This window comes from Edaphobacter sp. FHG110511_03 (assembly GCF_059115365.1).
The window spans coordinates 320,151-339,257 of sequence record NZ_JBZYWL010000002.1 but is presented as its reverse complement, the minus strand read 5'-3'; the positions used below and the strand labels follow the sequence as shown (position 1 = coordinate 339,257).

Below are 19,107 nucleotides of genomic sequence, written 5' to 3'. Positions count from 1 at the left end.
TTTATCGGACAACGTCGGCCTGCCTTCCATCGCTCCTGCGCACGCTCGGGAGCAGATAGATCACCACTAACGCGACGATCGCGAACCCCACCAGCGCAAGCGCCGTTCGGTTTGCAGCCGCGTAGTTCCCGTCCTGAACCAGGTCGTACAGTGAGATCGAAAGCGTCCGCGTCGCCCCAGGAATATTTCCCCCCAGCATCAGCACCACGCCAAATTCACCCACCGTATGGGTAAACGTCAGCACCGTGCTGGTCAGCAGGGAACCGCGTGCCATTGGAAGCATGACCGAAACAAACACCCTCCACGGCGAAGCTCCCAGTCCCGCCGCTGCTTCAACATATCCGCGATCCACCGCCTCGAATCCCGCTACCAGCGGCTGTACCGCAAACGGCAGGCTGTACAGCACCGAGCCGATCAGCAATCCCCCGAAGCTGAAGGCCAGAGGATGCCCGAACACGCGGATCAACAGCCGCCCAGGCGCCGTGAGAGGCCCCATCACTACCAGCAGATAAAACCCCAGCACCGTCGGAGGCAGCACCAGCGGCAGCGCCACCACTGCCTGCACCAGTGCCCTCGCCATCCCATGGCCCGATGCAATCCACCACGCCAGCGGCACTGCAATCAGCAGCAGAATCGCCGTCGTGCTCGCTGCCAGCCGCAGCGTCAGCCAAAGGGCTTCAAGATCCATACAGCGCAAGTCTACACAGAGCGATTGGGATAACAGGCGGACGCAATTACCGCACCGGCTCCAGCCCCATCGGCACTAGGCTCGCCTGCACCTCCGACTTCAACAGCCAGTCCAGAAATGCGTGCGCCTCGGTTCGGCGGTCAGATGTCTTCATCACCACCGCGCACTGCATGATCGGCGAATATGTCGATCGTGGCACGCGGACAAAAGTTCCTTCTGCCTGAAATTTCGATGTGCTCGCCGCCGTTAGCGAGATCAGCCCCAGCTGCGCGTTGCCTGACTCAACGAACTGCGCCGCCTGCGCGATGTTCTCCGCGATTACCAGGTGCGGTTTCACCGTGTCGTACATCTTCAACCGTTGCAGAGCCATCACCGCGGCCCGCCCATAAGGAGCGTGAAGATCGTTTGCTATCGCCACGGCCGTTACCCGCTTATCCGTCAGTGAATCCAGGCTGATCGGTTGCAACGGAGAATCCTTGCGCGCCCACAGTACCAGCGTCCCCCGGGCATACTGGGTCGGGGCAGTTCCGTCCGCCAGACCTGCCGCAACCACCTTCTCAGGAAAGACGAAGTCCGCGCCCAGAAACAAATCCATCGGCGCTCCGTTGATAATCTGCGTCGCGAGGTTTCCCGACGAACCGTAACTGACTAAAAGCTTTACGCCGGTGGCCTTCTCATAGCGTTCTGCCAAAACCGGTAAAATCGGCTGCAGGTCCGACGCCGCCGCCACCCGGAGCTCCTTTTTCGCCTGCTGCGCCCACAGCGGAGAAGCCATTGCAAGCGCGCCCAAAGCCATCGATAACCCCAATGTCCATCGGCGGCCCTTTGGCTGACCTCGCCGAGTACGATACCCTAGCTGAAACCATGAAAGTCGCGACACATCAGCTCCGATGCACAGAGTGCGGCGCCAGAATTGCCGGCAGCGCTGTCAATAGCATATTCCGCTGCCCCGATTGCAACGGACTTTATGACGTCATTTATCCCTGGTCCTCCTTGCCCAATGGCGATACTCCCGCGTCCGACAGCAATCTGCCCAATGTCAGCGCGCTTCGCTGGCTCTGGCAGGAGCGCCGCACCTCCACGATGCCCATCGACCAGTCTGGCGTCTGGCGCTTCCGAGACCTATTTCCCATCCTCGACGACCTCGACAACGTCGTGACCCTTCGCGAGGGCAACACGCCCCTCTACGACCTTCCCCGCGCCTCGAAGGCCCTCGGCCTTAACTGGATCCTTGCCAAGCACCAGGGGATGAATCCCACCGGGTCCTTCAAGGACACCGGCATGACCGCCGCCCTCTCCGTCGCCCGCGAGCGGGGCTTCGAGTGGGTCGCCTGCGCCTCCACCGGCAACACCTCCGCTGCCATGGCCGCCTATGCCGCCCGCGCCGACCTGCGCTCCATCGTCTTTATCCCCGAAGGTAAGATCGCCTGGGGCAAGCTCTCCCAGTCCATGGACTACGGTGCGCTCACCGTACAGCTCCGCACCGACTTCGACGGCTGCGTTCGGGTCCTCACCGAGCTCGTCAGCCGCTTTCCCATCTATCTGCTCAACTCCGTGAACCCTTACCGCCTTGAAGGCCAGAAGACCCCCGCCTTCGAGCTTCTCGAGCAGCTCGAGTGGCAGGTCCCCGAGCACATCATCGTTCCCGGCGGCAATCTAGCCAACGGCTCCGCACTGGCCAAGGGCTTCTCCGAGATGCATCATCTCGGCCTCATCTCCCGTGTCCCCAAGGTCAGCATCATCCAGGCCGAGGGAGCCAACCCCCTCTATCGCAGCCTCCAGGAAAACAACGGGACCGAGCTGATCCCGGTCAAGGCCAATACCCGCGCCACCGCCATCCGCATTGGAAACCCGGCCTCCTGGCGTAAGGCTCTTCGCGCGCTTCGCACTACCGGCGGCTGGTGCGAGCAGGTCTCCGAGCAGGAGATCGCACTGGCCAAGGCTGAGATCGGCTTCGAAGGCGTCGGCTGCGAGCCCGCCTCCGCCGTCACCCTCGCCGGCCTCAAAAAACTCGTCGCGCAGGGCAAGATAGGCAGGGAAGAGCGCGTCGTGCTCATCCTCACCGGCCACACCCTCAAGGACTCCAACTACACCATCGACTACCATCGCGGCGAACTCTTTACCGATCAGGAGAACTCTCAGATCTCCTCATCCGATCAGGCCCTCCACACCGCGTTGCGCAAGCCTCCCATCGTCCTTGAGCCTGATACGGACACAGTCTTCCGCGAGTTGGAGTCACAGATGAAGCTGGTTCACGCATAAAGAAGCCGCGCTACTCTTAACAAAAGTGTCATCCTGAGCGAAGCCTGGCGCATATGCGCCAGGCGCAGTCGAAGGACCTGCGGTTCGCTCGAATGGTGCAAAACAGCTCGTCCTTCGGATCAAGTATGACCATACCTCCGCTTCATCTCCGACTTCCCGCCACCTCTGCCAACCTGGGTCCCGGCTTCGATGCGCTCGGCCTCGCCATGGCGCTCTATCTCACCATCGAGGCCCGCGTCGCCGACTCCGGGGCCTTCCACATCGATGCCACGGGCCGCGATGCAGCCGCCTGTTCGGCAATCGAGAACAATCTCATCCTGACGACCTACGTCGACGTTTTAGCAAGTGCCGGCAAATTCTCCCCGCGCCTTCATCTGAAGCTCCATAACCAGATTCCGCTGGGCATGGGCTGCGGGTCGAGCGCCGCCGCCCTGCTGGCGGGGGTCATGTTGTCCAATCACTTCGGCGAGCTCGGCTGGACTCCGCAGCAGATCCTTGAAGAGGCTTGCCGTCGAGAGGGGCATCCGGACAATGTCGCTGCCTGTTTTCATGGCGGAATGACCGTATCGGCGATGCGAGATGGAGCTGTAAAGACAGCGACATACACAGATAACTTAAACTGGAATCTCGTGTTGGCGCTCCCCTCGGCCAGCCTCTCCACCAGCAAGGCCCGAGCTCTGCTTCCCGACCGCTACTCTCGCGAAGATACGGTAGCCAATATCCAGGCGACAGCGTTGCTGGTCTCTGCCTTCGCCCAACGTCGGGCTGATCTGCTGGCTTCTGCGATGCAGGATCGCATCCACCAGCCCTACCGCATGGAGGCCTGCCCACTGCTTGCCCGTCTGCTTCCTCTCTCGGGAACTCCCGGAATTCTCGGAGTTGCGCTCAGTGGGGCCGGACCATCTGTTCTGCTTTTTACGGAGGAATCCTCTGCTTCTGTCCTGTCCGCTATCCGCCAAGCCTCCCAGGATTCAGACGTAGAAATCCTCGAAACTACCATTGCAAGTGGGGCAATATCCCAATTTGGGAATTTTGCACCATTGTCAACCGGGTAATCTGTATTTAGTTACTTAAGATTTCTTTACGTTCTCCCTTAACTTGCGTACCTTGAGCGTGTAAGCAGTTCTGGGGAGGGCTGCTACAGCGCCCGTTGACCCCTTTCAGGGGTCCGGGCGTTTCCTACTTAATGCCTTTCCTGCTGTCATCCTGAAAGCTCTCCTTAGCGTCATTCTGAGCGACCTCGAGCAAGCGAAGCGCCGAGGGGAGTGGAAGAATCCCCGTATTTGCCGATACCGTCACGGATGTACAACACAGATTGGGACATACCCTTTCCAGATCCACCAGACCTTGACAAATCCGGTTCCTTTTGGGGAGAGAGGTTCCAGTTTTCTACACTCGTTGTCCAGATTTGAAACCACAATCGCCTTCGCGCATCTATTATTGTGAAGGTTGCTCGGCCAGCTTGGGTGGCAATCGCAAGAGCAATTCCTCGGAGGAAGATAGATGGCAGGTCAGTTCGTAACCGAAGTTAGCGACTCGAATTTTGAGAAAGATGTCCTTCAATCAGAGCAGCCTGTGCTCGTGGATTTCTGGGCAGCCTGGTGCGGACCATGTCGCGCTCTCGCTCCCGTTGTGGACGAAGTGGCCAGCCACTACCAGGGCCAGCTCAAGGTCATGAAGATGGATGTTGACGCCAACACCGCAACCCCGATGCGTTATGGCATCCGCGGTATTCCAGCGCTCCTTATCTTCAAGGATGGCAAGGTCGCCGAGCAGATCGTTGGCTACGTCCCCAAGGACACAATCGACAAGTCGGTCACCAAGGTTCTCGCGTAAGCAGTTCAGATTTATAGAAAAGGCTCGACGCTCACCGCAGCGCCGAGCCTTTTTCTCTTCACATGGATCTGTCTATCTATCGGCAACCAGCATCAACAGATCCGGTTCCACGTAGCACGGCTGCTCCGCGTCGGCACGCCACTCTGTACCATCGGCATACTGCATCGACTCAAGATAGATTCTGCTGATAGATCCGAACTTCTCTGCGGTCACATCCGCCTCACCGTTCTTTCCTCCGGCGACATTCAGCTTCAGCGAAACCGTCTTTGTCATCTTGCCAGTCGGGCTCATTCTTCGTACTGGAAACAGTTGGGGTGACGCGTCATAGCCTTGGACCCGAACGATCGCACTAGCAATGTTCTTGGCCTGAAGATTATTGACCATCAGCCGGACAGTCTGTCCGGCCTTGCGTTGCGCCTTCTCATCGACCGTTAGCATGCTGGTTTCGCCACGACGCTGGGCGCGCAGACCAACCGGACACGTTCCAGTCATTTCCGAGAGCCGAGCTGCCATCCCAGACGGCAGATTTAACGAGGTCGCATTGGGTGCCGGGAACTGCGATCCGGAGCTCTGCGCCAGCGCAATCACTGGAGTAAACAACAGCGCGAATGACATCGAAGCAAGCCGCATAGCACTCTCCTTCAAGCAACCCGTTGCCATCAAAAATACTCCTTGGATACGCCCCCAGCAAGCTGCTCGATCTTTTGCCCGTTTTGACCGAAGGCGACTGATTTTGTGCAGCTATTACACTGGTCATCAATGCTTGAGTGGATCCTCTTTCGCATCATCCTGGTGGCCTTCTTCATCCTGGCCAGCAGTTTCTTCGTCGCGGCCGAGTTCGCTCTGGTCAGCGTTCGCGAAACCCGCGTCCAGCAGCTCATCGCCCACGGCCGGCCCGGAGCCGTCACGGTTCTTAAGCTCAAGAACACCATCGACGAATTTCTCCCCGCCGTGCAACTCGGCGTCACCCTTGCCTCCCTTGCCCTCGGCTGGATCGGCGAGCCCGCCGTCGCCGACATCCTTCTGCGTTTCGCCGGCGACCGGCTTCACCAGCTTCCCCCCCATGCCTTGATTTACGCGCATACCCTCGCCGTCATCATCGCCTTCGCCCTCATTACCTACTTCGAGGTCCTTCTCGGCGAGCTCGTTCCCAAGTCCCTCGCGCTTCAACGAACCGAGCGCATCGCCCTAGCCGTTGCCGGGCCCATGGATGTCTTCATTCGCATCACCCGCCCCATCGTCCGGCTCATGAACTCCTCCGCAGCCTTCGTCCTCAGGCTCTTCCGTGCTCCTCTCAGCGGCGAAGGCGGCGTCCATTCTCCCGAGGAGCTCAAGCTCATCGCCACTGCTACGCGTCGCATGGGACTTCTCCCCGTCTTTCAGGAGGAGATCATCCACCGCGCCATCGAGCTCAACTACGTCGTCGTTCGCGAGATCATGACCCCCCGCGGCAAGATCTTCTCTCTGCCCGCAGATATGCCCGTCGAGCAGGCCAGCTCGCGCATCGTCGAAGAACAGCACTCCCGCGTCCCCGTCTACGATCCCGCGAGCCCCGGCACCGACAACATCATCGGCATCCTCTACTCCAAAGACGTCTCCCGCTTTATGCACCTCCGCTCCGTGGCCCTCGCCCTCGGCAGCCGCGTACAGTCCGGCATCACCCTCCGCCACATCATGCGCCAACCGGTCGTCGTTCCCGAGACCAAGCTCGCCATCGAGCTCCTCCAGGAGTTTCAGCAGAATCGCCGCCAGATCGCAATCGTGGTCGACGAGTTCGGCACGACCGTCGGCCTCGTTACCGCGGAAGATGTCCTTGAACAGCTCGTTGGCGAGCTCGATGACGAGTTTGACATCACCCGCTCCGCACTCTCCAACGCCACCGGCATCATGACCCTCGACGGTGCCACCTCTCTCCGCGATCTCCGCAATCAGCTTCATTGGGAGTTTCCCCGCGAGGCCGGCGTCGAAACCCTGGCTGGCTTCCTTCTCGCCGAACTCGGACACATTCCCACCTCCGGTGAGAGCATCGAGTACGATGGCCGCCGATACACCGTCGCCGAGATGGCGGGCCATCGCATCAGTCATATCAACGTGGAACCCCTCACCGGTCCTGATCTCGTGCCCTACGAAGAAGAGAGCAGGGAAGCCACGCAATGACCACAGGAGGAAACCAGGAGAACGCTCCGCAAAACCACGGCGGCAACTCAGGCGAAGCACAGCAAAATGCCCCCGACAATAAAAGTGTCATTCCGAGCGAAGCGCGCAGCGCTGAGTCGAGGAACCCCTATATTTCGCCCGAAGCGCCACTCAGGGCCGCGCAGCGCCACAATTACTGGCACCCTATCCGTCGCGTCCTCCTTACGCTCCCCGTTCTCTGGGTTGTCGTCTCCGTCGTCTTCCTTCTCATTCACCTCGTCCCTGGCGACCCCATCGTCCAGATGCTGGGCGATGGAGCCGCTGCCTCCGACATCGACGCTCTTCGCCACGCCTACGGTCTCGATGCTCCTCTTCTTCAGCAGTACACCCATTACTGGCGCGGAATCCTCCACGCTAACCTTGGCCAGTCACTTCGTCTGCACGACTCCGTCACTCATCTCATCCTGCAGCGTTACCCCTACACCCTCGCTCTCACGCTCGCCGCGCTCGTCATCGGCATCGCCGCGTCGATACCTGCAGGCATTGCCTCTGCGCTCCATCGCAATCGCTGGCAGGACCGCACCCTCGGAGTCCTCTCCCTCGTCGGCCTGTCCTTCCCCAACTTCGCCCTTGGCCCCATCCTCATCCTCCTCTTCTCCATCACGCTAGGCTGGCTTCCCGTCTCCACCGCAGGCAATGGAGGCGTAGGAGACTTCCTCGTTCATCTCATCCTCCCCGCACTCACCCTCGGACTGTCTCTTGCCGCCGTACTCACCCGCATGGTCCGTACCGCTATGCTCGAGGAGCTCGGGCAGGACTACATCCGCACCGCGCGCGCCAAGGGCCTCTCCGAGCGCACCGTCGTCTATCGCCACGCGCTACGCAATGCACTCATCCCCGTGCTTACCGTTATCGGCCTCCAGTTCGGCTCATTGCTCGCCGGAGCCATCGTTACCGAGACCATCTTCAGCTGGCCCGGAATCGGCCGCCTCACCATCTCGGCCATCTACAACCGCGACTACGCGCTCGTGCAGGGCTGTATCCTCGCCGTCGGTCTTACGTACGTCGCCGTCAACCTGCTCACCGACGTCGCCTACACCATCGCGAACCCCCGCATGCGCGCTTCCTCGTCCTTCTGAGCCAGCGAAGCGAGCCGTACCGTCAAAGAGAAAGCAATGATCAGGCCCTTCATCTTCGCGCTCCTTCTCTCCGCCCTTTCCACAACGAATCTCTGCGCGCAGGCCGCAGGCACCGCATCCGTCCAGACCACCCCGGCCACGACCCTCCACGACGCCCAGTACGGTGTGGCCTTCCAGATCCCCACCGGATGGAACCTCACTCGTCGCGACGCAGAGCTCAGCACCTTCTCCCTCGATGTCCGCACCGCGCCGCCCGCCACCCGGATGCGAGGTCTTGCGACCATCGCCTTCAACCCGCACCCCAGATCCACCTTTTCAGGCGCGCTCTTCTACTTCAGCGTCACTCCTAGCATGACCGAATCCCAATGCCGCTCCCAGGCCGCCGCGCAGGCGCCCCGCACCGTCACCACGACCCAGGTCGCAGGGGCAACCTTCACCCACGGCTACGACGAGCACGGCACCATCTGCACCGAATCGCGCGACGAGATCTACACCGCTCTGCGAAACAACGCCTGCTACCGCTTCGATCTCATCATCCACAACTTCTGTGGCGGTGACGTCAGCGGAGTCCGCGACATGACTCCGGACGAGCTGAACGCGGTACGTAAACGCCTCTATTCCATCCTCACAACGGTCACCTTCGACAAGAAGTAATTCCCTTAATCATCGTCCCGTCTTCGCAACCTCCGTCAACACAGTCCAAGCGGTCGCTGCGCCGAAGCGATCGGAAGTCTCCAGTTTTTCACCGGAGTGTTATCGAGCTTGATCTCGCGCGTGAAGCGAATCAGGCGATTTGTATCCGTTCCCACCGCGTCCGTCGCCCGATCGAACAAGTAATACGGCGGAATCGACTGGTAGTACAACGTAGCCCGTACCGAAGTCGCCTTGTTCGTCTTCCGGTTGAGCGGAATCTCATACCGGATAACGTTCGTACCGCTTCCATCACCGTAGTTCGGATCGCAATCGCCGCCCCCACGCTTGCTCAGACATGTACCTACCGGACCGGTTTCATCTGCGAACGGGCCTGTCGACTTCCATCCTCGAGGCTGCAGACGATTGTCCTTAACCTTGTGATCGAGAGCGATAAAGCTCGTCGTCAGAAAGCCCTCCGGATTGACCACCAGTTCCTCGTAGATCTGTACTTCGTCTTCCCGGCGAATCGGATTCTCTAACCAGTGGTGCTTCTGGTATCTCTGTTGGAATAACGTAAAGAACTCCGTCGTAAGAGGAAACCCTCTTCCATCCGTGATCACGCCGTCTTCATTCGTCTTCCCCGACTCCCACAACACCTTGCCGTCTTCATCCAGCAATTGGAAGTCGACAAACGCCCGTCGGAAGCCGACTCCCGAAGGGAAGCTGTGTCCCACCAGGTTCGTAATCTTTACATCGGCGACAATCTTGTCGTCCGCTGTTCCCAGCGACTGCACTTCAACTACTGCTGTCTTCTGCGATGCGCTCTCCAGGCTGGTTGCAATCGCCGTGTCGATTCCCGGTACCGTCTGGTTCGGGCTGCGTAGCATCGGATCCTGCTGATACAGTCCAAGCTCGCTGCGGAACTGCTTGAACATCTCCAGCGCGAAGATGTTGATGCCCAGCAGGGCGTGGCGATGGTAATCGTCGCGGTTCACCAGCGTGATGTCCTGGTTCGGCGCGCGTGTCGTGATCGCCGGAAACGTATTGTCCTCGATGTTCGCGATCTTGTACGACAGCGGATTGCCCTTGTAGTCATGCGGCATATGGCAACTCTGACAGCTCTGGTTCAGGAAGTCGCTGTTCAGCCACTCCACATAGGTCGTCTGCTCGTAGAACTGCGACGGCTTACCGTTCTGCCTCGCCTGCCTGCCATCGGCGCGGAAGACCGGAAGCACGATGGTGTGGCACGATCCGCAAAGTTTCGCCGATTCGATCTGGTTCTGGTCCGTAGCCTTCGGCTCCATGCCGATGGCGCTCTTCATCGAGTACGTCGCAACATTGTCCTTGTAAGGTCCGTAAATCTCATTCACTGGCCCGAGATTGAACTTCGCCGTAAACGTCGATGGATCGCCAAGCCCTGCATCCGCGATATGGTGGCAGGCTGCGCACGAGACCCCATCCCTCGCCAGTGCGCCGTAAGGCGAATCCACCTTTAGCAGCTCCGCCCGGGTAAAGAAATTGCCGGTGTCCGCCTTGTACTGCCGCTCTCCCATTACGCCGTGGCAGCTCAGGCACAGGTCCTGTACAAAGGGTTTCGCGTCACGCAGATGCCCTTCCAGAACCGGGTGCAGCGTATTCTCCGAGTTCAGTTGTGAGAAGAAGATCGGATCTCTCCCCGAAAGCCCCATCATTGAGAAGCGCCATTCGCCGTTCGGCGACACGTTCACCATCGGGTCCGCCAGCGCATTCGGCCAGAGCATGCGTGGCAGCTCCGCCGTCGTCGGCGAAAGCGTGCCCGTCGCATTGTGGCAGCCCGTGCACTGGTCCGATGTCACAAAGTGCCATGGGTGATTCGCCTCCGCTTTTGCCACTACGTGATCGAACGACTCCGGAATCATGCACGGGCTCGGGGAGATCACATCCTGCTTAAACAGCGGGCGCGCCAGCCGGTGATGAATGTTGTCGTTTGGAGGAATGTCGGAGCTCGGCGGCGGCGGCTCTGCTCCCGTGACATGGCTCGGATTCGCATACGTCGAAGTCGAACCCGCAGCCGAGGCGTGGCAGTTCAAACAGTATTGTCCGAAACCAATACTGGGATACGCAGCCTGCTGGCACTGCGGCGTAGATCCGCCCTTCCGCTTCGAGCTTTCATCGTTCCCGGTGTTTGCGCTTGAAGAAGAGGTCGGAGCGCTCAAACCTGCCCAGTACCATCCATCGTGCGAACCCTTGGAATCCTTCACCAGGACGGTCCACTCCTCCGCCTTCTGGCTCTGGGGATCGGTGCTCTGAAATTGCTCCTTCACCAGCATCGCGCCGTCCGGCGGATTGCCCCTGCGCTGGTCGATTGTCATCCACTTCCATATCTCCGGCGAGTACCAGATCTTTACAAACGGATGTACGCCTCCCGACGAACGAATGTCTGCATCATGCCTCCATCCCGGCGCCTGGTAACAGGTGTTGAAGATAAAGGTGTCGAGCTTCGCCTCAAACCCTGGAGAGCTGGCAGACGGCAGTGCCTGGCACCCGGTAGGAAAATCTCCGTCGGCACGAGAAGCCGAGACAGGACGCGAAGGATAAAGAACCAGAGCCGCCAGCGCTGCAGATAGGACTAGAACTCGAGGGTTGAGAGTCATCTGGACCTTCCATTCAGAGAGGGAACTAGAGGGCCCGACAACACCGGGGGGCAGCACGGACGATTGTGCAATGAGGTTTTTCGAACACAAACGTATAACAGGTTGCCGAAGAATGACAACGCTAAAATTTGTGAAAGGCCCAACCCACGGCGATTCAACTCCGAATCACTGAGGAGAAGATGCCTTCATGCTTTGGCGTAGCTTCTGTTCGTTCTCTTCGCTCCAGTACTTGCAGTCCAATTGAAGAAAGACGGATGTGTAGGGTATCGCCATCGTCGTTTTCAAGACTAGAATTTTGAACTCCTTGCCCGTTTCGCCGATCTTGCTGAGGATCTGTTCATGGGGAAGAGATCGGATTGTGCGCCCCTTGAGAGTTCGTTTCAGGTCTTCCCGATAGGAGTTCAACCCAACAAAATTCTGTTCAGGCACATGCGGCAGCTCGGCGTCCAGATAAACAACAGGCGTGACATGAATGGAGTGGTCGAGCTCCGAAAGCACGGTGCTCGTAACCGCAAGCTCTCCAGCTCCGGTCTCGATCGTCTCGATCCCTGGGGACACCTGGAGAGGGTAGGCGGAGTCGACGATCAAAATCCAATTACGGTGCCCAAGAAGTGGAAGTTGCTGTTTGAGTCTTGCCTGCCAATCCACAGTGCCGACCTGCGCCGGACTCTTTGCGCTGAAAGACGATGCTGCTACGAAGAGGAGTGACACCAGAAGAGTTTTGATTTTTTTCATAGAAATCGTTAACGCGAAGGCTTGTAGCAGACCTCCACATTCACTGAGCACTCACCGACCATCGGATTCGTTCCTCCGCTGTTCACGGTGCAAAAGAGCTTCATACCAAATTCATATCGTGTGATTCTTCCCGTACCGTCTCGCGCAATGCCTTTCAGTTCCGGGGCACTTACCGCCCATCCCGCGTCAGTAATTTTGTCCTCTTTCCCGTACGTAATGATCAAGACTCCTTTGGGGATGTCTTCGGGGCGAAGGCTGGAACGAGCACCGCTCTTGCCGTTTGTGGCATGGACTTTTTTCTGCTGAAAGGACGCATCCAAGGTCGTATTCTCAGGAAATCTCACGGCTATTCGCTTGTCGAAGGGAGTCGATACAGAACCTGTCCCCGATAACGTACCCGCGTATTGAAATCCTTTCGGACAATTGTATTGAGCTGTCGCCCAAGGCGAAAATAGGAAAAGCACCAGAGCTGGCAATCCGACTCGCATTACCGGCCTCCTTGAAACCGCAGGGTGTCTCGCCTCATAGAAGACCGAAGCGAAAAGAGTATAGGCTTCGGGTCAGGAGTGCACAACTAACAGAATTAACAGGGGTAAAGGCAATAAAGAGTTAGTTGCTGCAAAATTGCCAAGCCCTAATTCAATACCCAGGTAGCTTTAGCCTACGCAACGCCGGGTCGCAAGAGAAATGCGGTTTCATCAGGCCTTCTGCAGTACCAGCAAGTCCTGACCGATGGGGGATCGGCTACTCGGAATGTAATCCACCAGCCTCAGTACACCGCCGAAGACTTCGATGACGCGGTCTCTGCGTTGAAAGACATCGAAGTTTGATCCGCCGACCTGCGTCGAAAGAGACACTCCGGGATCGTCCTTACCCAGCGTGATCTCTCCCTTTTCCTGGATGATGGTGCGTCCCTCGGCGCCTAACTGCGCATCGATGTGGGAAAAGCCCACCACCGTGCAAAGCAGGAAACCCTTTGGCTTGAGCACGCGCTTCATCTCCTGCAGCCAGACGATTTGCTGCGCGAGAGGAATGTGTGTGAACACCGAAAGAGAAATGATCAAATCGAAGTCATTTCCCTTGGCAAAAGCGAGCGGGGGGTCCAGGTCGTTGATATGAAATTCGCATCCCGGCACCTGTTCCCGGCAATACGCGATGCACTCAGGGTTCGCATCCGCTCCGACGAGGCGCACTCCGGTCATATACCGATAAAGTCGGAGGATGCGCCCCGAACCACAACCGAAATCCAGGATGGAACCACAAGTGCGCAAATTGAAGCCGTGCGATAGGAGTATTTTGAAAAAGTGGTAGACCTGCCGATAGGACTCATAAAAAAACTGACTGTCGGGATAGGGCGCTTCAAACATCTCTTTATCGAGAGTGCGCGTAAGCAGGCGCAGGCGATTCGACATAGCGGCCCCATCGGTGAAGTACCGATTGACCCACTCTGGACTCAAATGCTCGTCTAGAAGGTCCAGATAACGCCGTCTGAGGTATTTGTAGGACGCATCGTAAACGATATTCTGAGGCAGTACAGGCTGGAGAATGCGGCGAATCGGGCGAAGCACGTAGTTGTGCACTGCATTCATAGGTCCTCAATTCTCTGTCTCACACGAACGGTAGATGTCATGGACGTCGTATCCGCCGTAGGCAGTGCCAGAGTCTCTTTGAGTAGGGGGCCGTCTCCTAAAAATGCGGAGGAACTAATGTACCGCGGTTTTCGGCTGGTTGGGCGTTAAATCAAGATTGTCTTCCGATTACGCTGGAACGGTTCCTGTCGGGGAGAAATTGGCGGCGCGGATTATTGAGGAGAAGATGCCTTCATCGTTTGGCGTAACTTCTGTTCGTTCTCTTCGCTCCAGTACTTGCAGTCCAATTGAAAGACAGAGGTGTAAGGGCATCGCCATGATCATGCGATTGCGACTGCGTGATTGGGTCTTTGCATGATCGGTAGATCACTTTGGGATTCTTGGATCTAGGCTACGGTCAACCAGAGCGATTCCAATCCGTTGAATGAGGGCGCGATCTTTCGTACCGGAACTGTTCCTGGCTTCAGTGAGATTCTGGGAAAGCGCTCCAGAAGACGCGAGAAGGCAATTTGTGCTTCTGCACGAGCCAGATGAGCCCCGAGGCAGAAGTGCGCGCCGCCTCCGAATGAATAGTGTCTCTTGTTCAGACGTTCTATATCGAACGCATGAGGATCCTGATGAAGGTCTGGGTCATGATTGGCGGCGATCAGGAAAGAATAGATTGTCTGACCTTTGTGGAACGGGCATCCGTCGATGCCGGCCGAATCTCTAGCGACACGACCCACTTGGGTTACCGGGGAGTCGAAGCGCAGCATCTCTTCGATCGCTCCGGGCATCAGAGCGGGGTTTGCGCGAAGCTTTTCCATCTGCTCGGGATGCCTGAGCAGAGCGAGCATTCCGTTGCCGATAAGATCCGTCGTGGTGACGTTGCCGGCGAAGAGCAGGAGTTCGCAAGTGCTGATGATCTCCCACTCTGTGAGCTTATGTTCTCCCTCGTGTGCGGTGATCAGGGAGCTGATCAGATCGGTGCCACGATGTTCTCTGCGCTGGTCGAAGATTTGTTTCAGGTAGGCGTGGAAATTTTGCGATCCCCATTGGAGTCTTTCCAGCTGTTCCGGGGTGAGCGTGGGATTAAATAACTGATTCAGGGCTTTGGACCATTGCAGGAAGTCTTCGCGTTTGCTTTTATCGACCGTCAACAGCTCGGCGATAGCGCTCATGGGAAGCGGTTCAGCAAAGTCTGCAATCAGATCGAAGGAGGAACGCCCCTGAAGAGAGTCGAGCAGGTCGGAGGCGATTTGCTCAATCCTGGGTCGCAGGGCATCGATTGAGGCTTGGTTGAACGCTTTGGTGACGAGATCACGGACTCGTTTGTGATCGGGATCGTCCATGCGCAGAAGGGACGGTCTGAAATTTTCATCGACGCGGAATACCTGTCGTAGCTCGGAATCAGGGCTGCATTTGCGCGGGTCAGTGTCAATATTTCGATCGTTGATCAGTTGTGCGATATCAGCCGCCCGGGTGAGTATGACCGTCTTTGTCGATTCATCCACCAGGACCGGATGCGTGGAGCGAATTTTATCCAGAATCGGATGTGGGTTGTTTCTGAACTCTGGGTTGAATGCACTTACGCTCTCTGAGATCGCCTTCTGACGGTTCAAGTTTCTCTCCCTGCGCTACCTTTAATAAACCCGGCAGGAGCGAATTTATTCCCTTCGTGACTTTTGTCGACGAAATTCGATTGGTACATGCGGGCCTTGACCACGGAGCTGGTTGGGCGTTAATTCAAGATTGCCTTCCGATCGTGCCGGAAAGGTTCGCCGAATTGCACTTCCTCCAGGCTCGGATCCCTAAGTTGGCGGCCCTTAGGTGCACAACTGCCATTTTGTACGTGTGTACACGATCCGGAACCCCTTACGCTCGGCATTGCGTTGGGAATCACTGCCCGGCTGCACGACAATCATCGCCAGGTCACACCCATGATCGAAGGCGTAACACATACGCTTATGCAGGAGTGCCGCTTGCAACCCACGACGACGCAGCTCGGGAATCGTAGCCGAGCCGCCGAACAAAGCAACTCCATTATGAATGGACAACACGCCAGCAGCACCGGGTTTGCCGTCATGTTCTGCAAGGAAGCACAGACTGTCCTCGCGTGCTGCAGTTACGGTACCCAGATCTAAAAGGAAATCGCTGAGTTCGGGATGTTCGTGGGACCAGCCCCTCGCGCTTATGTCACTCCACAACTGCGCTTCTTCCGGCGCGATGACCCGCACACCGATGTCACTTTGCTCCTCTGCCGTGGGCCGTTCGACAGGCCGACAAAGAACGTTGCTTATCTCGATAGGTCTGTAATTGCGTGCACTGAGCATTTGCAGCGCAGCAACCCCTGCGAAAGGACTCACTTCGTGAAGCACCGGAGCTTTGCGGTCGAGGAAGAAGCGTTCAATCACATCCAGGGAGGCTGGACTCAGCTCCTCGAATAGAGCGAGTCCGAAGGTCTGAGTGACGGGAGATTCGAGGCCGTCGAAGACTGCGTATGTACCGGCGCATTCAATCCATCCGGCACCGCTATCCGGGAATAGACGACGCCGTGCTTCCGCGTACTGAACGCATGCGTGTCCTTCGGCGCGCTCCAAACGTTTCGAAAGTAGACGGTCAGAAAAGTACATAGCGTTCGCCTATGCATGCGGCTTGGCGTAGTAGCAAAGTATACGCGCGCTTTCGTGGCCATGAGGCACCGTGATCCCGACAATCTGTCGACGGGCAACCGGACCGTCAGTAACAAGGCAAGTCACTCATTCACGCGGTCGGACCGGCTATGCCTCTGGCAAGTTGCCGGGTGCCCCATTCATGCGGTTTCATCGCATGAGTGGGAATTCGAGCTTCAGCTCGAACCGCCTCCATAAGGTCACTAGTTAGGCTTTTCCCGTCTCCTCCGGACAGCCTCACGCGAAGAGATCCAATCGTTTCCCGGGCTCTTCTGCCCGAAACTTTGCAATGTGTTCCGGGGAGTTAGGGCAGCTTGCCCACAACCAGAGTCGCGATCGGCGCAACGTTTCGCTCCAGGTTGGCGTACCCGCGAGACTTAAGCATGGCCTCCAGCTCGGAGGGACTACTTACTTCCCCACCGCTTCGTATGGTGCGTAGGGTCGAGACAACAGCCATAAACGGATCTTCCGGCCGAGTATAAATGGCCGCGATCAGATAAGCCCCGCTCTTTGACGCTGCTGCGATGCGATCAAGGGCACGCTCCAGCACCGATCGCGACAGAAACATAGTGGGCAGCCAGACCAGAGTGTAACGCTTCTGCACATCCAGGTTCGCCACATCGAGCTTCATGATCCGAACGCGATCGGCATAGGGGCTCTCCCGGACGTTTTCTTCGGCGATCGCCAAAGCGGGGTCCCAGATATCGATGCCGTCGACCTGGAGATTTGGGCATGTTTTGGCAGCCTCAAGTGCGATCCCGGCGACCCCCGTCCCCACGTCGAGAAAAGCTCCTTTGAGCGCCTCTTGCATTGCGGGACGGCTCTCGGCAAGCGACAGGATTCTATTGACGACACTTCTGGAGGCACGCCCTTGTGTACGCAGCAACTCGACATCTGCGACCTGCCAGTTGGCTCCTCTTTCCGGACTATTGAAGAGTTCGCCACTTTCGGCAAGCGCCATCCCGATGGTGGTGAGCAGCGGCTCCACCTGCTCCTCCGCGAGCGTCGGAGGATCGAAGCCGAACGCCATTCGAGCTCCGAGCTCCACCTGTTCGCGAACAAGTGGTTCAACTGTTTTTCCAGACTGCAACTTTAGCCACGCTCCGATAAGCGCTAATTCCCTGACCGATTTCGAAAGATGCTTAATTCTTTGTTCGATCGAATCTGACACCTGCGACTCCCCTCGTTCCATCTTGCAATTAATCATGCCCCAGAGCAGAGGGCGCACGCCAAGCCTCGACCTCGACTATCCTTCCCGCCGCAGCCTCATCGCTGTCGCGTGTTAATCGCCTCCTGACTCTCCGGTTGACGACAAATCGCACACGCACTGAGCCAGATCACGACTACAAGCTGGCTTCTGTTCCTGGAACCTCCAGTTCCACAATCCGAGCCTCCACCCCGCCCTCACCTACTGTCACCAGAGCCACGCTCACCGGCAGTTTGAATCTCCGCGGTCCTGCGCTTCCCGGGTTGAGGTACATCACGCCTTTCTTCCGCTCGATTCCCGGCTTGTGCGAGTGCCCACTGACCACCACGTCCACCTCCGCCGCCACCGGGTCGATATCGAGATCCCGCACCGAGTGCACAAGGTAAAACAGCCGTCCACCCAACTCCACCGCTTCGGTCGCGGGGAGCAGGGAACAATCCCCATGAACATCCACATTGCCGCGGATCGCTGTCACCGGTGCGATCTTCTGGAGAGCATCCAGTATCTTCGGATCCCCCACATCACCCGCATGCAGAATCTGTTCCGCCTCGGCCAGAGCCACCAGGGCCTCCGGCCTCAGCAAGCCATGCGTATCTGAGATCACCCCAACCAACATAACCGCTACGCCAGCCTCAGCCGCTGCAACGAGGCCACGTGCTGGCTCTGCTTCGGATCGTGGCTGCGGTCCGGATCGACCCGCAGCTCGAGCGCCGTCACCCCGTCCAGCTCCACTCTGTAATCCTCAAGCTCCTCCGTCGCTCCCTGTGGAGAGAAGTTCCACTGCTGACGAGCTACTTCGCGCAACTCACCCCCGGCGAACGCCACAATCGAGAACTCCTGAGACCGCTCGGAGACAGGATCGACAAAATTAAGCTGAATCCGCCGGATCGCCTGCGGCTGATCGAACAGAATACGGATCCTCTGCGGCCCCGGAGCCGCCGCTCGCCATCCCTTCGTAGCGGCCTCGCCCGCGGCCCCGCCCAACGCATACTCGATTGGAAAGGCCTGGTCTTCTGAGCTGATCTCCACGATGGCAATCTTCTCCAGGTCCAGCCAGGAACCGGACTCTGTGATCTTCCCCTCATCCTGTGCAATCGTGATCTTCCTCAAGACCCACCCCCTTTGAAAGCAATATCGCTCAGCATACGCGAGAACTCCTCTATCCAACCCATGCCGTCATTCCAAGCGAGCGCTGCGAAACTCATGCCGCCACTCCGAACGAGTGCAGCGAAAACCCATAAACGTCATTCCGAGCGAGCGCAGCGAGCCGAGGAATCCCTGTATTTCGCCCGTGTCGCCTTCACCGTCTTATTCGCCACGGCTTTGACAGAGAATTTGAGATCAGGTACCCCATCTTCTCCGCGTAGCGCCCTGGATTAGCCATCGCACAAAAAAGCGCGATCCATTCTCCAAACCTGTCAAGCGAAAATCCCCGTAACATCAACAAAACAAAGAAAATTAATCCGCCGATTCACCCTCACGGTTTCAGTAAACTTGAATACAGGGGCAAGAATTGAAACCGACCCGACCCAGGAAATCGAGGTCCGGACCTAACCATAATGATTCCAAGACTTTGCGCAAGATTGACGGGGGGAGGG

The 19,107-nt window shown here is 57.8% G+C and carries 18 protein-coding genes; 6 read left to right on the top strand and 12 right to left on the bottom strand.

Annotation, left to right across the window (positions count from 1 at the left end; all coding sequences use genetic code 11):
• Window position 1: 1 nt before the first annotated feature.
• Both modB and modA read right to left on the bottom strand, forming a co-directional pair.
• Entirely contained in the window at window positions 2-688 is a 687-nt protein-coding gene (gene modB, locus AC5S26_RS10870) for a molybdate ABC transporter permease subunit (protein ID WP_494184915.1), read from the bottom strand.
• Window positions 689-734: 46 nt separating this feature from the next.
• On the bottom strand, window positions 735-1,463 hold the full coding sequence (gene modA / locus AC5S26_RS10865) for a molybdate ABC transporter substrate-binding protein (RefSeq protein WP_494184914.1): 729 nt from the start codon (window positions 1,461-1,463) through the stop codon (window positions 735-737).
• Between modA and thrC the strand changes: the two genes are divergently transcribed.
• From thrC to trxA, 3 genes are all read left to right on the top strand, one after another.
• A complete protein-coding gene (gene thrC, locus AC5S26_RS10860) occupies window positions 1,463-2,950 on the top strand; it encodes a threonine synthase (protein WP_494184913.1) in 1,488 nt (495 codons plus the stop codon). The two genes, modA and thrC, sit on opposite strands and share 1 nt — an antisense overlap.
• A 125-nt stretch (window positions 2,951-3,075) precedes the next feature.
• Window positions 3,076-4,005, top strand: a complete 930-nt coding sequence (gene thrB, locus AC5S26_RS10855; RefSeq protein ID WP_494184912.1) for a homoserine kinase — start codon at window positions 3,076-3,078, stop codon at window positions 4,003-4,005.
• A gap of 448 nt (window positions 4,006-4,453) precedes the next feature.
• On the top strand, window positions 4,454-4,786 hold the full coding sequence (gene trxA, locus AC5S26_RS10850) for a thioredoxin (protein WP_494184911.1): 333 nt from the start codon (window positions 4,454-4,456) through the stop codon (window positions 4,784-4,786).
• Window positions 4,787-4,858: 72 nt separating this feature from the next.
• Here the strand turns inward: trxA and AC5S26_RS10845 are convergent, their stop codons facing one another.
• Window positions 4,859-5,446 carry a hypothetical protein gene (locus AC5S26_RS10845; RefSeq protein WP_494184910.1) on the bottom strand — a complete coding sequence of 196 codons (588 nt, stop codon included), beginning with the start codon at window positions 5,444-5,446 and terminating at the stop codon, window positions 4,859-4,861.
• Between the two features lie 99 nt (window positions 5,447-5,545).
• Between AC5S26_RS10845 and AC5S26_RS10840 the strand changes: the two genes are divergently transcribed.
• The 3 genes from AC5S26_RS10840 to AC5S26_RS10830 are packed head-to-tail and all read left to right on the top strand — an operon-like array spanning window position 5,546 to window position 8,715.
• Window positions 5,546-6,943 carry a hemolysin family protein gene (locus tag AC5S26_RS10840; protein ID WP_494185407.1) on the top strand — a complete coding sequence of 466 codons (1,398 nt, stop codon included), beginning with the start codon at window positions 5,546-5,548 and terminating at the stop codon, window positions 6,941-6,943.
• Window positions 6,940-8,061, top strand: coding sequence for an ABC transporter permease (locus AC5S26_RS10835; RefSeq protein WP_494184909.1), 1,122 nt, complete (start codon window positions 6,940-6,942; stop codon window positions 8,059-8,061). The genes AC5S26_RS10840 and AC5S26_RS10835 overlap by 4 nt, the downstream gene beginning before the upstream one ends.
• 36 nt (window positions 8,062-8,097) lie before the next feature.
• Window positions 8,098-8,715: a hypothetical protein gene (locus AC5S26_RS10830; protein WP_494184908.1), complete on the top strand. Its 618-nt coding sequence runs from the start codon at window positions 8,098-8,100 to the stop codon at window positions 8,713-8,715.
• Between the two features lie 35 nt (window positions 8,716-8,750).
• On the opposite strand, the gene AC5S26_RS10825 is transcribed toward AC5S26_RS10830, so the two are convergent.
• The 9 genes from AC5S26_RS10825 to AC5S26_RS10785 all read right to left on the bottom strand — a co-directional run bounded on the left by AC5S26_RS10825 (window position 8,751) and on the right by AC5S26_RS10785 (window position 18,619).
• Window positions 8,751-11,327, bottom strand: a complete 2,577-nt coding sequence (locus tag AC5S26_RS10825; protein WP_494184907.1) for a hypothetical protein — start codon at window positions 11,325-11,327, stop codon at window positions 8,751-8,753.
• A gap of 165 nt (window positions 11,328-11,492) precedes the next feature.
• Window positions 11,493-12,062, bottom strand: coding sequence for a hypothetical protein (locus AC5S26_RS10820; protein WP_494184906.1), 570 nt, complete (start codon window positions 12,060-12,062; stop codon window positions 11,493-11,495).
• 8 nt (window positions 12,063-12,070) lie between these two features.
• Entirely contained in the window at window positions 12,071-12,406 is a 336-nt protein-coding gene (locus AC5S26_RS10815; protein ID WP_494184905.1) for a hypothetical protein, read from the bottom strand.
• A 354-nt stretch (window positions 12,407-12,760) separates the two neighbouring features.
• Entirely contained in the window at window positions 12,761-13,651 is an 891-nt protein-coding gene (locus tag AC5S26_RS10810; protein WP_494184904.1) for a class I SAM-dependent methyltransferase, read from the bottom strand.
• A 386-nt stretch (window positions 13,652-14,037) separates the two neighbouring features.
• Window positions 14,038-15,252: a cytochrome P450 gene (locus AC5S26_RS10805; protein WP_494184903.1), complete on the bottom strand. Its 1,215-nt coding sequence runs from the start codon at window positions 15,250-15,252 to the stop codon at window positions 14,038-14,040.
• A 204-nt stretch (window positions 15,253-15,456) separates the two neighbouring features.
• On the bottom strand, window positions 15,457-16,263 hold the full coding sequence (locus AC5S26_RS10800) for a GNAT family N-acetyltransferase (protein WP_494184902.1): 807 nt from the start codon (window positions 16,261-16,263) through the stop codon (window positions 15,457-15,459).
• 343 nt (window positions 16,264-16,606) lie between these two features.
• Window positions 16,607-17,332, bottom strand: coding sequence for an SAM-dependent methyltransferase (locus AC5S26_RS10795; protein WP_494184901.1), 726 nt, complete (start codon window positions 17,330-17,332; stop codon window positions 16,607-16,609).
• Between the two features lie 313 nt (window positions 17,333-17,645).
• On the bottom strand, window positions 17,646-18,125 hold the full coding sequence (locus tag AC5S26_RS10790; RefSeq protein WP_494184900.1) for a metallophosphoesterase family protein: 480 nt from the start codon (window positions 18,123-18,125) through the stop codon (window positions 17,646-17,648).
• Between the two features lie 5 nt (window positions 18,126-18,130).
• Window positions 18,131-18,619 carry a hypothetical protein gene (locus tag AC5S26_RS10785; RefSeq protein ID WP_494184899.1) on the bottom strand — a complete coding sequence of 163 codons (489 nt, stop codon included), beginning with the start codon at window positions 18,617-18,619 and terminating at the stop codon, window positions 18,131-18,133.
• Between the last annotated feature and the right edge of the window lie 488 nt (window positions 18,620-19,107).

What these genes read in the sequence shown, in the direction of transcription:
- modB (WP_494184915.1), bottom strand. Translation starts at nt 688, where the DNA reads ATGGATCTTGAAGCCCTTTGGCTGACGCTGCGGCTGGCAGCGAGCACG.
- AC5S26_RS10790 (WP_494184900.1), bottom strand. Translation starts at nt 18,125, where the DNA reads ATGTTGGTTGGGGTGATCTCAGATACGCATGGCTTGCTGAGGCCGGAG.
- AC5S26_RS10825 (WP_494184907.1), bottom strand. Translation starts at nt 11,327, where the DNA reads ATGACTCTCAACCCTCGAGTTCTAGTCCTATCTGCAGCGCTGGCGGCT.
- AC5S26_RS10840 (WP_494185407.1), top strand. Translation starts at nt 5,546, where the DNA reads ATGCTTGAGTGGATCCTCTTTCGCATCATCCTGGTGGCCTTCTTCATC.
- AC5S26_RS10800 (WP_494184902.1), bottom strand. Translation starts at nt 16,263, where the DNA reads ATGTACTTTTCTGACCGTCTACTTTCGAAACGTTTGGAGCGCGCCGAA.
- AC5S26_RS10830 (WP_494184908.1), top strand. Translation starts at nt 8,098, where the DNA reads ATGATCAGGCCCTTCATCTTCGCGCTCCTTCTCTCCGCCCTTTCCACA.
- AC5S26_RS10810 (WP_494184904.1), bottom strand. Translation starts at nt 13,651, where the DNA reads ATGAATGCAGTGCACAACTACGTGCTTCGCCCGATTCGCCGCATTCTC.
- trxA (WP_494184911.1), top strand. Translation starts at nt 4,454, where the DNA reads ATGGCAGGTCAGTTCGTAACCGAAGTTAGCGACTCGAATTTTGAGAAA.
- AC5S26_RS10820 (WP_494184906.1), bottom strand. Translation starts at nt 12,062, where the DNA reads ATGAAAAAAATCAAAACTCTTCTGGTGTCACTCCTCTTCGTAGCAGCA.
- AC5S26_RS10795 (WP_494184901.1), bottom strand. Translation starts at nt 17,332, where the DNA reads ATGGCGTTCGGCTTCGATCCTCCGACGCTCGCGGAGGAGCAGGTGGAG.
- AC5S26_RS10845 (WP_494184910.1), bottom strand. Translation starts at nt 5,446, where the DNA reads ATGGCAACGGGTTGCTTGAAGGAGAGTGCTATGCGGCTTGCTTCGATG.
- modA (WP_494184914.1), bottom strand. Translation starts at nt 1,463, where the DNA reads ATGGCTTCTCCGCTGTGGGCGCAGCAGGCGAAAAAGGAGCTCCGGGTG.
- AC5S26_RS10835 (WP_494184909.1), top strand. Translation starts at nt 6,940, where the DNA reads ATGACCACAGGAGGAAACCAGGAGAACGCTCCGCAAAACCACGGCGGC.
- thrB (WP_494184912.1), top strand. Translation starts at nt 3,076, where the DNA reads ATGACCATACCTCCGCTTCATCTCCGACTTCCCGCCACCTCTGCCAAC.